The sequence below is a fragment of the Actinoplanes sp. NPDC051470 genome (assembly GCF_040682035.1).
Classification (GTDB): Bacteria; Actinomycetota; Actinomycetes; order Mycobacteriales; family Micromonosporaceae; genus Actinoplanes.
The window spans coordinates 395,585-409,258 of sequence record NZ_JBFBAA010000004.1 but is presented as its reverse complement, the minus strand read 5'-3'; the positions used below and the strand labels follow the sequence as shown (position 1 = coordinate 409,258).

13 protein-coding genes are annotated in these 13,674 nt (G+C 70.3%); 8 read left to right on the top strand and 5 right to left on the bottom strand.

Going from position 1 to position 13,674, the window contains the following annotated elements:
* Window positions 1-29: 29 nt before the first annotated feature.
* The gene (locus tag AB0M54_RS11050) at window positions 30-905 is read right to left on the bottom strand and encodes a glutamate ABC transporter substrate-binding protein (protein WP_364315638.1); all 876 of its coding nucleotides are present in this window, start codon (window positions 903-905) and stop codon (window positions 30-32) included.
* 36 nt (window positions 906-941) lie between these two features.
* Complete coding sequence (locus AB0M54_RS11045; protein WP_364315640.1) at window positions 942-1,688, bottom strand: amino acid ABC transporter ATP-binding protein; 747 nt, start codon at window positions 1,686-1,688, stop codon at window positions 942-944.
* A 217-nt stretch (window positions 1,689-1,905) separates the two neighbouring features.
* Here AB0M54_RS11045 and AB0M54_RS11040 point away from each other — a divergent pair, with 217 nt between their 5' ends.
* Window positions 1,906-2,274 carry a hypothetical protein gene (locus tag AB0M54_RS11040; RefSeq protein ID WP_364315643.1) on the top strand — a complete coding sequence of 123 codons (369 nt, stop codon included), beginning with the start codon at window positions 1,906-1,908 and terminating at the stop codon, window positions 2,272-2,274.
* A 24-nt stretch (window positions 2,275-2,298) separates the two neighbouring features.
* Window positions 2,299-3,777, top strand: coding sequence for a tRNA (N6-isopentenyl adenosine(37)-C2)-methylthiotransferase MiaB (miaB, locus tag AB0M54_RS11035; RefSeq protein ID WP_364470406.1), 1,479 nt, complete (start codon window positions 2,299-2,301; stop codon window positions 3,775-3,777).
* A 42-nt stretch (window positions 3,778-3,819) separates the two neighbouring features.
* Here the strand turns inward: miaB and AB0M54_RS11030 are convergent, their stop codons facing one another.
* A complete protein-coding gene (locus AB0M54_RS11030) occupies window positions 3,820-4,152 on the bottom strand; it encodes a helix-turn-helix domain-containing protein (RefSeq protein ID WP_364315648.1) in 333 nt (110 codons plus the stop codon).
* A gap of 55 nt (window positions 4,153-4,207) precedes the next feature.
* Here AB0M54_RS11030 and AB0M54_RS11025 point away from each other — a divergent pair, with 55 nt between their 5' ends.
* Complete coding sequence (locus AB0M54_RS11025) at window positions 4,208-4,669, top strand: group II truncated hemoglobin (protein WP_364315651.1); 462 nt, start codon at window positions 4,208-4,210, stop codon at window positions 4,667-4,669.
* A 91-nt stretch (window positions 4,670-4,760) separates the two neighbouring features.
* Here the strand turns inward: AB0M54_RS11025 and AB0M54_RS11020 are convergent, their stop codons facing one another.
* Window positions 4,761-5,969, bottom strand: coding sequence for a DUF349 domain-containing protein (locus AB0M54_RS11020; protein WP_364470404.1), 1,209 nt, complete (start codon window positions 5,967-5,969; stop codon window positions 4,761-4,763).
* A gap of 180 nt (window positions 5,970-6,149) precedes the next feature.
* Between AB0M54_RS11020 and miaA the strand changes: the two genes are divergently transcribed.
* Genes miaA through AB0M54_RS11005 form a run of 3 tightly spaced genes read left to right on the top strand, consistent with a single transcriptional unit; the run spans window position 6,150 to window position 8,553 of the window.
* Window positions 6,150-7,031, top strand: a complete 882-nt coding sequence (miaA, locus tag AB0M54_RS11015) for a tRNA (adenosine(37)-N6)-dimethylallyltransferase MiaA (protein ID WP_364315657.1) — start codon at window positions 6,150-6,152, stop codon at window positions 7,029-7,031.
* Between the two features lie 8 nt (window positions 7,032-7,039).
* A complete protein-coding gene (gene dapF, locus AB0M54_RS11010) occupies window positions 7,040-7,843 on the top strand; it encodes a diaminopimelate epimerase (protein WP_364470402.1) in 804 nt (267 codons plus the stop codon).
* Window positions 7,843-8,553, top strand: a complete 711-nt coding sequence (locus AB0M54_RS11005; RefSeq protein WP_364315662.1) for a glycerophosphodiester phosphodiesterase family protein — start codon at window positions 7,843-7,845, stop codon at window positions 8,551-8,553. Before dapF ends, AB0M54_RS11005 begins: the two co-directional genes overlap by 1 nt.
* On the opposite strand, the gene AB0M54_RS11000 is transcribed toward AB0M54_RS11005, so the two are convergent.
* A complete protein-coding gene (locus AB0M54_RS11000) occupies window positions 8,550-10,001 on the bottom strand; it encodes an NAD-dependent malic enzyme (protein ID WP_364470401.1) in 1,452 nt (483 codons plus the stop codon). The genes AB0M54_RS11005 and AB0M54_RS11000 overlap by 4 nt on opposite strands.
* A gap of 175 nt (window positions 10,002-10,176) precedes the next feature.
* Between AB0M54_RS11000 and hflX the strand changes: the two genes are divergently transcribed.
* Window positions 10,177-11,571 (top strand): GTPase HflX, encoded by a 1,395-nt coding sequence (hflX, locus tag AB0M54_RS10995; RefSeq protein WP_364470399.1) that lies wholly within the window; start codon window positions 10,177-10,179, stop codon window positions 11,569-11,571.
* A gap of 81 nt (window positions 11,572-11,652) precedes the next feature.
* Window positions 11,653-13,638 carry a hypothetical protein gene (locus tag AB0M54_RS10990; RefSeq protein WP_364470397.1) on the top strand — a complete coding sequence of 662 codons (1,986 nt, stop codon included), beginning with the start codon at window positions 11,653-11,655 and terminating at the stop codon, window positions 13,636-13,638.
* Window positions 13,639-13,674 lie beyond the last annotated feature (36 nt).

Sequence of the window (13,674 nt, the reverse complement as noted above, 5' to 3'; positions counted from 1 at the left end):
AGTTCTGGCTCAACCCTGGTCCTCAGTTGTCAGCTACGGTCGATCGTCGGGATCTTGAGCTCCGACGTGTCGTTCTTGCCGGCGGTGTCGTCCCACGCCTTCTTGTACGCACCGTCCTGGAACGCCTTCTCCAGGGTGTCGTTGATGAAGGTCTTGAAGGCGGTGTCGCCCTTCTTGAGGCCGATGCCGTACGGCTCCTCGGTGAAGGTCTTACCGGCCAGCTTGAAGGCGCCTTCGTTGGTGGCGACGAAGCCGGACAGGATCACGTTGTCGGTGGTGACCGCGTCGACCTGACCGCCCTTCAGGGCGTCCACGCACTTCTGGTAGATGTCGAACAGCACCAGCTGCTTGGTCTTGTCACCGAGGTACTTCTCGATGTTGGTGGCCGGCGTGGAGTTGGTCACCGAGCAGACCTTCTTGGTGCCGTCCTTGAAGGAGTCGGGCCCGGTGATCGAGGCGTCGTCGGCCTTCACCAGGATCGACTGACCGGCGATGTAGTACGGCCCGGCGAAGTCGATGACGGCCTTGCGCTTGTCGTTGATCGTGTACGTCGCCACCACGATGTCGACCTTGTCCTGCTGGAGCACCTGCTCGCGGACGGTCGACGGGGTCTCGGTGTACTCGATCTTGTCCTCGGGGACGTCGAGCGCCTTGGCGACCAGCTTGGCGATCTCCACGTCGAAGCCCTCGGGCTTGCCGCTGAGGCCCTTGAGGCCGAAGCCGGGCTGGTCGAACTTGGTGCCGACCCGGATCTTCTTGGCCTTGTTCAGCTTCTCCATCGTCGAGCCCGCGGCGAAGTTGCTGGTGCCGGACCCGCCGCCATCGCTGTCATCCCCGCCACAGGCGGTGAGAGTCAGCGCGAGGGTGATAGCCCCCAGCGCCGCCACAATGCGGGTTTTGCGCATCCTTGCTCCTTGATTGCTCCGAAATGGACGGTCAGGTCAGTGCGTCAGAATCTTGGACAGGAAGTCCTTGGCCCGATCCGACTTCGGGTTCGCGAAGAACTCCGTCGGCGCCGCCTCTTCGACCAGTTGGCCGTCGGCCATGAACACCACGCGGTTCGCGGCGTGCCGGGCGAAGCCCATCTCGTGCGTCACCACCACCATCGTCATGCCGTCCCGGGCCAGCGAGGTCATCACGTCGAGCACCTCGCCCACCATCTCGGGGTCGAGCGCGCTGGTCGGCTCGTCGAAGAGCAGGGCCTTGGGCTGCATGGCCAGCGCCCGGGCGATCGCCACCCGCTGCTGCTGACCGCCGGAGAGCTGGGCCGGGTACTTCTCGGCCTGGCTGGCGATGCCCACCCGGTCGAGCAGGCTCATCGCCCGGTCGCGGGCCACCCCGGCCTTCTCGCGCCGCACCTTGAGCGGCCCGAGCATGACGTTCTGCAGGATGGTCTTGTGGGCGAAGAGGTTGAACGACTGGAACACCATCCCGACCTCGCTGCGCAGCTTGGCCAGCCCCTTGCCCTCGGCCGGCAGCAGCCGGCCGTCGAAGACGATGGAACCCGAGTTGATCGGCTCCAGCCGGTTGATCGCCCGGCACAGGGTCGACTTGCCCGACCCGGACGGTCCGATCACGACGACGACCTCGCCCCGGCCGACCGACAGGTTCACGTCCTGAAGAACGTGCAGCGGCCCGAACCACTTGTTGACCTTGTCAAGGACGATGAGAGCCTTGTCGTCAGCCACTAGCGGACACCGTCCTGTTCGTCGGTTCACTCGGATGGGGCCACTCTAGGGGCGCTGGTGTATCGGTTCGCCCCGAGAATGGTCACGGAGAGGTAACACAGGGAGATGCAGGTCGGGAGTGTTGTCCACGATGAGCGGTATGGCGGACGTTGACCCGGTGGGCGGCATCTGGAACTGGTCCGTAGCCGGTCGGATCGATGAGGCCTTGGTCCGGTCTGTGATCTCTGACGTCCTCGGCCGCCCGGTGACCGGAATGGACGAGGACGCGGATGATTCTGCCGTCCTGGTCGACGTCTACCACGTCGGTGGCGATTTCCCGACAATGATTGATCTTTACCTCGTCCCGTCCGTTGCACCGGAGATCGAGGTCGCGGCGGCCGTCGCGGCCGGGCTGGGTGCGGCGGTCCTGCTGCCCGACGACACCCTCAACCCCACGCGGTACGTCCTGAGCGAGCCGGACGAGAGCCCACGGATCGTGCATGTCGACGAGGTCGAGACCGACGAGGGCACCGAGCGGCGCAACATGCGCCCGTGCACCGGATCCGATCCGGCCTGCGCGGTGGCCTCCGAGCGCAACGCCGCCTAGAGAAGGACTACCCTTTACCTCGCCATGACCAGTAATCCACGCACCTACGACGTGCGCACGTACGGCTGTCAGATGAACGTGCACGACAGCGAACGCATCTCCGGGCTGATGGAAGATGCGGGCTACGTGCGTGCCACCGACGCGGACGCGGCCGACGTGGTCGTGTTCAACACCTGCGCGGTCCGGGAGAACGCGGACAACCGCCTCTACGGCAACCTCGGCCGCCTCCGGCCGACCAAGCTGAAGAACCCCGAGATGCAGATCGCCGTCGGCGGCTGCCTCGCGCAGAAGGACCGCGGCGACATCGTCAAGAAGGCGCCGTGGGTCGACGTGGTCTTCGGCACCCACAACATCGGCTCGCTGCCCACGCTGCTCGAGCGCGCCCGCCACAACGCCGCCGCCGAGGTGGAGATCCTCGAGGCGCTCGAGGTGTTCCCCTCCACGCTGCCCACGCGCCGCGAGTCGACGTACGCGGGATGGGTCTCGATCTCGGTCGGCTGCAACAACACCTGCACCTTCTGCATCGTCCCGTCGCTGCGCGGCAAGGAGAAGGACCGCCGGCCGGGCGAGATCCTGGCCGAGGTCGAGGCGCTGACCAGCCAGGGCGTGCTCGAGGTCACGCTGCTCGGGCAGAACGTGAACTCCTACGGCGTCGAGTTCGGCGACAAGCTGGCCTTCGGCAAGCTGCTGCGGGCGACCGGCGGCGTCGAGGGGCTGGAGCGGGTGCGGTTCACCAGCCCCCACCCGAAGGACTTCACCGACGACGTGATCGCCGCGATGGCCGAGACGCCGAACGTCTGCCCGTCGCTGCACATGCCGTTGCAGTCCGGTTCCGACGCGACGCTCAAGGCGATGCGCCGCAGCTACCGGCGCGACAAATACCTCGGCATCATCGACAAGGTGCGCGCCGCGATGCCCGACGCCGCGATCACCACCGACATCATCGTCGGCTTCCCCGGCGAGACCGAGGCCGACTTCGAGCAGACGCTCGAGGTGGTGCGCGAGGCGCGGTTCGCCAGCGCGTTCACCTTCCAGTACTCGATCCGCCCCGGCACCCCGGCCGCGACCATGGCCGATCAGGTGCCCAAGAAGGTGGTGCAGGGACGCTACGAGCGGTTGATCGCCGAGCTCGAGGACATCACCTGGGCCGAGAACAAGAAGCAGGCCGGCCGTACGGTCGAGGTGCTGGTCGCGGTCGGTGAGGGTCGCAAGGACACGCGTACGGGCCGGCTCAGCGGCCGCGCCCGCGACGGCCGGCTGGTGCACTTCGCCACCGGCGAGGTGACGCCCCGCCCGGGCGACATCGTGGAGACCGTGGTCACCTACGCCGCGCCCCACCACCTGAACGCCGACGGCGCCCCGGTCAGCCACCGCCGCACCCGCGCCGGCGACGCCTGGGAGGCCGGCCACACCCCGAAGATGCCCGGCGTCAGCCTGGGCCTCCCCACGATCGGCGTCCCCGCCCCGCTGCCCGCCACCACCGGCGGCTGCGCGGTCAACTAAGGCCCGCCACCACCGGCGGCTGCGCGGTCAACCAAGGCGCGGTCAACTGGTGAAGGTCGCCCCGGTTCGCGCGGCGCGCTCGACACCCCAGTCGTAGAGCGCCTGCAACACCGGGGCCAGGCTGCGTCCCTCGTCGGTCAGCTCGTACTCGACGTGGGGCGGGTTCGTGCCGAGGTCGCGGCGGCACACCAGGCCGTCCGCCTCCAGCTCGCGGAGCCGCTGGGTGAGCATCTTCTCGCTCACCCCGGGCACCAGGCGGCGGAGTTCGCCGTAGCGGTGCACGCCCTCCTTGAGCCGGGACAGGATGACGGTGCGCCAGCGGCCGCCCACCACGTCGACGGTGAGTTCGACCGGGCACGAGAAGGTCTTGGGCACGAACCATTATGTGCGTACTTGTGCTTCGGGCCGCCCCGGTGCTGGGCTGATCGACATGACGACACCCAGCCTGTACGAGTGGGCCGGCGGCACCGACGCGTTCGTGCGGCTGACCGACGCCTTCTACGCCAAGGTGGTCGAGGACGAGTTGCTGGCCCCGCTGTTCGCGCGGATGGACGCCCAGCACGCCCGGCACGTGGCGACCTGGCTGGCCGAGGTGTTCGGCGGCCCGGCGGCCTACACCGACCAGCACGGCGGATACCCGCACATGGTGGCCAAGCACATCGGCATGGCCATCACCGAGCCGCAGCGGCGGCGCTGGGTGAACCTGATCCAGGACGCCGCCGACGAGGCCGGCCTGCCCGACGACCCCGAGTTCCGGGCCGCGTTCCTCGGCTACGTCGAGTGGGGCACCCGCCTGGCCCGCCAGAACTCGCAACCCGGCGCCGACGTGTTCCGGAAGGCGCCGGTCCCCCGTTGGGGCTGGGGTGTGGCCCCGCCCTACCAACCGGGATGACGCGGAAGCAAGAAGCGGCCCGGACCATCTACGGTCCGGGCCACTGAGGTCGTGCAGGTGTTGCGCGCGTACCTGAAAATGCTCTTGATCTTTACGAAGCCTGCTCGGCCAGGGCCAGGAACTGACGCTTCGAGTCGAGCGCCTGCTGGGCCTCTTTGATGCGGCGCTTGTCGCCGGCCGCCTCGGCGCGGGCGAGACGCTGCTCGGCCTCGGCGACCTGCTCGCGCATCTGCTGGAGCAGCGGGTTTTCCTGCGGGGAGGTCTTGCGCCAGGCGGAATCCATGGCCACCCGGATGCGTTCCTCGGCGGCCCGCCAGCGACGGTCGAGGCCGGCCTGCGACTCGCGCGGCACCCGACCGGCGTCGTGCCAGGAGGCCTGGGCGTCGCGAAGCTTGTTCTGGGCCTGGCGCGGGTCGGCGTCGACGTCGAGCGCCTCGATCTCGGCCAGGATCGCCTGCTTGCGCTCGAGGTTGCCCTTGAACTCGGCGTCCCGGGCCGAGAAGACCTCGCTCCGCCGGGTGAAGAAGGCGTCCTGCGCGGCGCGGAAGCGTTCCCAGAGGCGCTGCTCGGCCTCCTTGGCGGCGCGCGGCGCGGCCTTCCACTCGGTCATCAGCTCTTTGAGCCGGTTCGCGGTCGGGCCCCACTCGGACGACCCGGACAGTGTCTCGGCCTCGGTGACCAGGTCTTCCTTGGCCGTCTGGGCCTGCTTGCGCTGACCGTCGAGGGTCGCGAAGTGGGCGCCGCGGCGGCGGGTGAAGCCGTCCCGGGCGGCCGCGAACCGCTTCCACAGCTCGCCGTCGGTCTTCTTGTCGACGCCGCGGATCGTCTTCCACTCGTCGAGGATCTCCTTGAGCCGGTCGCCGGCCGTCTTCCAGCCGGTGGCGTCGGCGGCGATCTTCTCCGCCTCCTCGACCAGCGCGGTCTTGCGGGCGATGGCCTCGCCCCGGGCCGCCTCGCGGGCCACCCGGGCCTCGCCCGCCTTCTCGTCGGCGAGCGTGGAGAGCCGGTCGAGGCGGGCGGCCAGGCCGTCGATGTCACCGACGACGTGTGCCTCGTCGAGCTGCGTGCGCAGCCGCTTGACGCTGGACAACGAGTGGGCGGCGTCGGCCGCGCCGGACTTGAGCCGGGCCTCGATCAGGTCGACCTCGGTCACCAGATCGGCGAACCGGCGGGCGAAGTGGGCCAGACCCTCTTCGGGTGTGCCCGCCTGCCACGAGCCGACCACCCGGTCGCCCTCGGCGGTCTTGACGTAGACCGTGCCGTCGGCGTCGACTCGCCCGAAGGTTGTCCAGTCGTTCATCAGCCCATCCTCGTTCATCCCGGCCCGCGTGAGCCCCTTCGCTCACACCCACCGCCACAGCGCAGTCAAGAATGCCGTACATCCCTTGACATTCTTTCTCGCGCATTGTCACAGGTCCAACCCGGTTACGACCAAGTGCCCGCCGATGACCGTGACCATACGGTGTCCTACCGTTGCTCCGTGCCGAACCACCCCCATCCCCGGGTGATCGCCGTCGTCGGTCCCACCGCCGCCGGCAAGTCGGCGCTGAGCATCGGTCTGGCCCAGGCCCTCAGCGGGGAGATCGTCAATGCCGACTCGATGCAGCTGTACCGCGGGATGGACATCGGCACCGCCAAGATACCGGTCGCGGAGCGGGCCGGCGTGCCCCATCACCTGCTCGACATCTGGGACGTGACGGAACCGGCCAGCGTCGCCGAATACCAGCGGCTGGCCCGCGCGGCGGCCGACCGGATCGTCACCCCGATCCTGGTCGGCGGCTCGGGGCTCTACATCCGCGCGGTGCTCGAGGACTTCGAGTTCCCGGGCACCGACCCGGCGATCCGGTCCCGCCTGGAGGCCGAATGGTCGGACGGCGCCCCGCTGTTCGAGCGGCTCCGGGCGCTCGACCCGGCCGCCGCCGCCAAGATCCTTCCGTCCAACGGGCGGCGGATCGTGCGCGCGCTCGAGGTGATCGAGCTGACCGGGCGCCCGTTCACCGCATCCCTGCCGTCGCCTACGCCGGTGTACGACTCCGTTCAGATCGGTATCGACCGGGACGATCTGGACTCCCGCGTGGACCTCCGGGTGGATCTGATGTGGGAGGCCGGGCTGGTCGACGAGGTGGCCGGGCTCGACGGGCTCCGGGACGGGCTGACCGCGAGCCGGGCGCTCGGCTACCAGCAGGCGCTGGCCCAGCTCGACGGCCGGCTCACCGCCGCCGAGGCGCGCGAGGAGACGAAGCGGGCCACCCGGCGGTTCGTCCGGCGGCAGCGGTCGTGGTTCCGTCGTGACCCACGGATCCACTGGCTGGACGGGTCGTCGGACACGTTGTTGACGGACGCCCTCGCGCTTACGCGATGATGGACGGCGTGTTGTTCACCAAGGGCCATGGCACCGGCAACGACTTCGTGATCCTGCCCGATCCGGATGGCGCCCTCGACCTCCCGGCCGACCTCGTCCGCGAGCTCTGCGACCGCCACTTCGGCCTGGGCGCCGACGGCGTGCTGCGGGTGGTCCGCAGCGCCAAGCACCCCGACGCCGCCGATCTCGCGGCCGACGCCGAGTGGTTCATGGACTACCGCAACGCCGACGGCTCGGTCGCCGAGATGTGCGGCAACGGGGTCCGGGTCTTCACCCGCTACCTGGTCGACCAGGGCTGGGCGTCGTTCCCGGTCCCGGTGGCGACGCGATCCGGGGTGGTGCGCGCGGTGGCCGAGGCGGACACGATCTCGGTGCGGATGAAACCCCCGCGGGTGTACGCGGCCAGCACGGCGACCACCGGCGGTTTCACCCTGCCCGGCGTGGCCGTCGACTGCGGCAACCCCCACCTGGTCTGCGGGCTGTCCGCCCCGCTCGACTCGCTCGACCTGACCGTGGCCCCCGACCACGACGAGACGCTGTTCCCCCACGGCGTGAACGTCGAGTTCGTGACGCCGGTCGCCGACCTCCATGTCCGGATGCGCGTCCACGAGCGCGGCTCCGGCGAGACGCTGTCCTGCGGCTCGGGCGCCCTGGCCGTCGGCGCCGTGACCCTGCGCGACGCGAAACTGTCCGCCGGCCGGGTGACCGTCGAGGTGCTCGGCGGCACGCTCACCGTGACCGCCACCGAGTCGGGGGAGTGGTGGCTCGCGGGACCGGCGGTGCTCGTGGCGACGGGAGAGGTCACGCTCTGATGCACCGGGTGGCCCACCGCGGGTACTCCGCCGTGGCACCTGAGAACACGCTGCCCGCCCTGGCCGCGGCGGTGTCCGCGGGGGCGACCCATGTCGAGTTCGACGTCCGCACGACCGCCGACGACGTGCCCGTGGTCATCCACGACCGCACCGTCGACCGCACCACGAACGGGACCGGCCACGTCTGGGACCTGACCGTCGACGAGATCCGCGCGCTGGACGCCGGGTCCTGGTTCTCGCCGGCCTTCGCGGGGTTGAAGGTGCCGCTGCTCAGCGAGGTGCTGGCGCTGCCGCTGGCCGACGCCTCGCTGCTGCTCGAGATCAAGCCGCCGACCAACGCCGACCAGGTGAAGCGGATCCTCACCATGCTGGGTGACCTGGCCGGCCGCACGATCGTGCAGAGTTTCGACCCGTCGGTGGTCCGGCTGGTGCGCGAGGTCGCTCCCGACATCCGGCGCGGGCTGCTGCGCCTGCGCTTCGAGGCCGACACGGTCGCCCTGGTCAGGGATCTCGGCGTGGTCTGCTGCAACCCGTCGGTGGCCGATGTGGTCGGCGCCCCGGAGATGGTCGCCGAACTGGCCGCCGAGGGCGTCGAGGTGATGCCGTGGACGGCCAACGACATCACCGAGTGGCGCGCGCTGGCCGCCGCCGGCGTGGCCGGTCTGATCACCGACCATGCCGGCGAACTGACCGGCTGGGCGGCCAGTTAGAACGTCTCCTCGGGGGCCTCGTCGACCTCGATCGCGGCCGCGTTGGCCGGGGGTGGCGTGCCCTTGACGACCGCGCGGATCGCGGCCGCCACCGCCGGGGTGACCCGCGGGTCGAAGACGCTCGGGACGATCACCGTCGGGTTCAGCTTGTCCTCGCCCACCACGTCGGCGATCGCGCGGGCCGCGGCCAGCGCCATCTCCTCGGTGAACTCCGAGGCGGCGGCGTCCAGCATGCCGCGGAAGACGCCCGGGAAGGCGAGCACGTTGTTGATCTGGTTGGGCTGGTCGGAGCGGCCGGTGGCGACCACCGCGGCGTGCTGCCGGGCCTCCCGCGGGTCGACCTCGGGGTCGGGGTTGGCCAGCGCGAACACGATCGACTTCTCGGCCATCCGGGCGATGTCGGCGCCGGACAGCAGGTTGGGGGCGGAGACGCCGATGAAGACGTCGGCGCCCACGATGGCGCCGGCCAGGTCACCGGAGTAGTTGTCCTTGTTGGTGTTGTCGGCCAGCCACTGCCACGTCTCGTTCAGGCCGGCCATGCCGCGGTGGAGAGCGCCCTGCCGGTCGTACGCGACGATGTCGCCCACGCCCTGACGCAGCAGCAGCTTCATGATCGCCGTGCCCGCCGCGCCCGAGCCGGACACCACCACCTTGACGTCGGCCATGTTCTTGCCGACCACCCGCAGCGCGTTGGTCAGCGCGGCCAGCACGCAGATGGCGGTGCCGTGCTGGTCGTCGTGGAACACCGGGATGTCCAGCAGCTCACGCAGCCGGGCCTCGATCTCGAAGCATCGCGGCGCCGCGATGTCCTCCAGGTTGATGCCGCCGTAGGCCGGGGCGATCGCCCGGACGATGTTGACGATCTCGTCGGTGTCCTGGGTGTCCAGCACGACCGGCCAGGCGTCCACCCCGCCGAACCGCTTGAACAGCGCCGCCTTGCCCTCCATCACCGGCATCGCCGCGGCCGGGCCGATGTTGCCCAGCCCCAGCACCGCCGACCCGTCGCTGACCACGGCGACCGTGTTGCGCTTGATGGTCAGCCGGCGCGCGTCGTCCGGGTTCTCGGCGATCGCCATGCAGACCCGCGCCACGCCCGGCGTGTAGGCCCGGCTGAGCTCGTCCCGGTTGCGCAGCGCGACCTTCGAGCTCACCTCGATCTTGCCGCCCAGGTGCAGCAGGAAGGTGCGGTCGGAGACCTTGCGGACGTCGACGCCGTCCAGCTCCTCCAGCGTCTTGACGACCTGGTCGGCGTGGCCGGAGTCGGCGGTGTCGCAGGTGAGGTCGACGAGCACGCGTGAGGAGTCCGAGTCCACCACGTCGAGGGCCGTCACGATGGCGCCGGCCTCGCCGACACAGGTGGTGAGGCGACCGATGGACGACGCGTCGGCCGTCACGGCGATCCGGATCGTGATCGAGAATCCTGCGCTGGGCAGGCGGGTGGTCACCACGGTGGTCCCTCCGTCGTTGGCGGGTGAGTCACCGCATTCTTGCGCGTCCGGAATAGGAACTTCCAATTCGGTGGTTACAGATGCGTCAGGCACTGTCATTACAACTTCCGGACCGGTTATGTGGATGCGCTCGGTGCGCGGGTCTGCCACGATCGGTGCCGAGGAGGTCACACTTTTGCAGACTCAATTCTCTGAACCCGACGTCACCACCGGTGATCTTGAACTCGAGGAGCGCCACTCGCTACGGCGGGTCGCCGGCCTCTCCACCGAGCTCACCGATGTCACCGAGGTCGAGTACCGGCAGCTCCGGCTGGAACGGGTCGTCCTGGTCGGCGTGTGGACCGAGGGCGGCGTCACCGACGCGGAGAATTCGCTGGCCGAGCTCGCCCTCCTCGCCGAGACCGCCGGGTCCGAGGTCCTCGAGGGCCTGATCCAGCGCCGCAGCCGGCCCGACCCGGCCACGTTCATCGGCCGCGGCAAGGTCGACGAGCTGCGCGACGTGGTGCTCTCCACCGGCGCCGACACGATCATCTGCGACGGCGAGCTGTCCCCGTCCCAGCTCCGCAACCTGGAGCAGCAGATCAAGGTCAAGGTCGTCGACCGTACGGCGCTGATCCTCGACATCTTCGCCCAGCACGCGAAGAGCAAAGAGGGCAAGGCCCAGGTCGAGCTGGCCCAGCTGCAATACCTGCTGCCGCGACTCCGTGGCTGGGGCGAGACGCTCTCCCGGCAGAGCGGCGGTCGTGCCGGTGGCGCGGGCGGCGGCGTCGGCCTGCGCGGTCCCGGTGAGACCAAGCTCGAGACCGACCGCCGCCGGATCAACACCCGCATCGCCAAACTGCGTCGAGAGATCAAGGCGATGCGTACGGTGCGGCAGACCAAGCGTGCCCGCCGGTCGCGCAACGGCGTGCCCGCCGTGGCCATCGCCGGCTACACCAACGCCGGCAAGTCCAGCCTGCTCAACCGGCTGACCCAGGCCGGCGTGCTGGTGGAGGACGCGCTGTTCGCCACGCTCGACCCGACCACCCGCCGGGCCGCCGCCGAGGACGGCCGGGTCTACACGCTCTCCGACACCGTCGGCTTCGTCCGGCACCTTCCGCACCACATCGTCGAGGCGTTCCGCTCGACGCTGGAAGAGGTGGCCTTCGCCGACGTCGTCCTGCACGTGGTGGACGGCTCGCACGCCGACCCCGAGGGTCAGGTGAGCGCGGTCCGTGAGGTGCTGGCCGAGGTGGGCGCCGACAAGCTGCCCGAGCTGCTGGTCATCAACAAGGTCGACGCGGCCGACGAAGAGACCCTGCTGCGCCTCAAGCGCACCTGGCCCGACGCCGTCCTCGTGTCGGCCAGGTCCGGCCGGGGCATCGACGAGCTGCGGCAGGCGATCGAGGCGAACCTGCCCAAGCCCGCGCTCGAGCTCACCGTTCTGGTGCCGTACGACCGGGGCGACCTGATCGCCAAGATTCACCGCACCGGCCAGGTCCTCACCACCCGCCACACCGAGGACGGCACCGAGATGCGGGTCCGCGTCGACGAGCGACTCGGCGCTGAACTGTCCGCATTCGCGTCGTGATCGATGGGACTGATCGGACGCCTGAGCTGTGGTGATCCACGCGTAACAACAGCACGGGACGCCGCATGCGACACTGATCGGATGCGGCGTCTCGTGGTGTCGGTTCTCTGTGCCTCCGGGCTCGTGCTGACCGGCGCCGGCACCGCCTTCGCGGAGGAGGCCCCCGGGGGCACCGCGCAGGCTCAGGCCGGCAAGAAGGTGTGCAAGATCACCGATGAAAAGCTTCCCGGCCTGTCGGGTCTCGTGGCGACCGACGACGGGTTCGTCGTCATCAACGACAGCAACCCGCAGAACAGCCGCAAGCGTGTTTTCTTCCTCGACGCCAAGTGCAAGGTGAAGGACTCCGTCGCCTACAGCGGCCAGGGTCCGCTGGACACCGAGGACATGGTCCTCTCGCCGGACGGCAAGACGCTCTGGATCGCCGACATCGGCGACAACGACAGCAAGCGCCCCACCGTCGCCCTCTGGTCGATGCCGCTCACCGGCAAACAACAGCCGAAGATCCACCGGCTGAAGTACCCCGACGGCGGGCACGACGCCGAGGCGCTGCTGATCAACGGCGACGGCACCCCGATCATCGTGACCAAGGTGGTCGGGGTCGGCAAGGCCGCGGGCGTCTACACGCCGGCCGCCAAGCTCAAGACGAATAACTCGGCCGAGGACGCCGTCCCGCTCAAACGCGTGGGCGAGGTCGCGGTTCCGGCCAGCGAGACCCCGGCCAACCAGATCGCCTCGCTCGGCAGCCGCTCGATCGACGGCGGCGCGGTGGCGCTGAACGCGACCAAGGTGGCGCTGCGGACGTACACCGACGCCCTGGAATGGGATGTCACCGGCGGCGACGTGCTGGCCGCGCTCAAGGGCAAGCCCCGGGTGACCCCGCTGCCCAACGAGCCGTTCGGCGAGGCGATCAGTTTCAGCCCCGACGGCAAGTACTTCTACACGGTCTCCGACATGGAGAACACGCCTGAGCAGGGTGCGGCCAACTACATCCTCCGCTACACCCCGTCCACGGCCGGGGCGCCGGTCGTGAAGAGCGCCGCGGGCTCCGAGACCGAGAAGAAGACCGGCCCGTCCTGGTTCCAGAGCCTCGACCTGAACGACATCACCTACCTGGTCGCCGGCGTCGGCGTCCTTGGCCTGATCCTGGTCGGCGTCGGCATCTTCGGCATCCGCCGGCACCGCAAGAACGCCCCGGCCGAACCGGTCGCCCCGAAGAAGTCCGACCCGGACGACGGCCCCAAGCCCTCCGACGCGGCCACCGAGTTGCTGGCGGTCGGCGGCGCGCCGTCCGGCCCCGGCGTCTACGGAGCCGGTGGCGCCGCCCGTGGTGGTGGCGCTCCCGCCGGTCCGGGCGTCTACAGCGGCAAGCCCGCGGCCGGTGGCCCGGGTGTCTACGGCGGCGGTCGTCCGCCGGCCGGCGCCGGGGCGGGTCGTCCGCCCGCCGGTGCCGGCGCCGGTGGCCGGCCCGCGGCGGGTCCTCGTCCGCCGGGTGGCGGGCGTCCGCCGGTGGTCAACGGCCGGCCGGGTGCCGGACGCCCGCCGGTGAGCGGCGCGCCCGGTGCTGGTGGTCGTCCTCCGGTCAGTGGTGCTCCCAGTGGTGGTGGTCGCCCGCCGGTCAGTGGCGCGCCGGCCGGCGGCGGTCGTCCGCCGCAGGGCGGTGGCCGCCCACCGCAAGGTGGCCGTCCGGCCCAGGGTGGTGGCCGTCCTCCGCAGGGTGGCCAGCCGAGGCCGCCGCAAGGTGGTCAGCCCCGTCCGGCTCAGGGTGGTCAGCCCCGTCCGGCTCAGGGTGGTCAGCCCCGTCCGGCTCAGGGTGGTCAGCCCCGGCCGCCTCAGGGTGGTCAGCCCCGGCCGCCTCAGGGTGGTCAGCCTCGCCCGGCTCAGGGTGGTCAGCCCCGGCCGCCTCAGGGTGGCCAGCCGAAACCGCCCCAGGGCGGCCAGCCCAGGCCTCCGCAGGGTGCGGGTGGTCGTCCCGGCGGTGGTGTCTACGGCGCCCCGCCGCCCGCCGGTGGTGGTCGTTCCCGTGACCTGGACGACGATCAGAACTACGGCCGCACGTACGGCCGCTGACCCCTACCGAAAGCCCGAACGGTCGGCTTCCTCGCG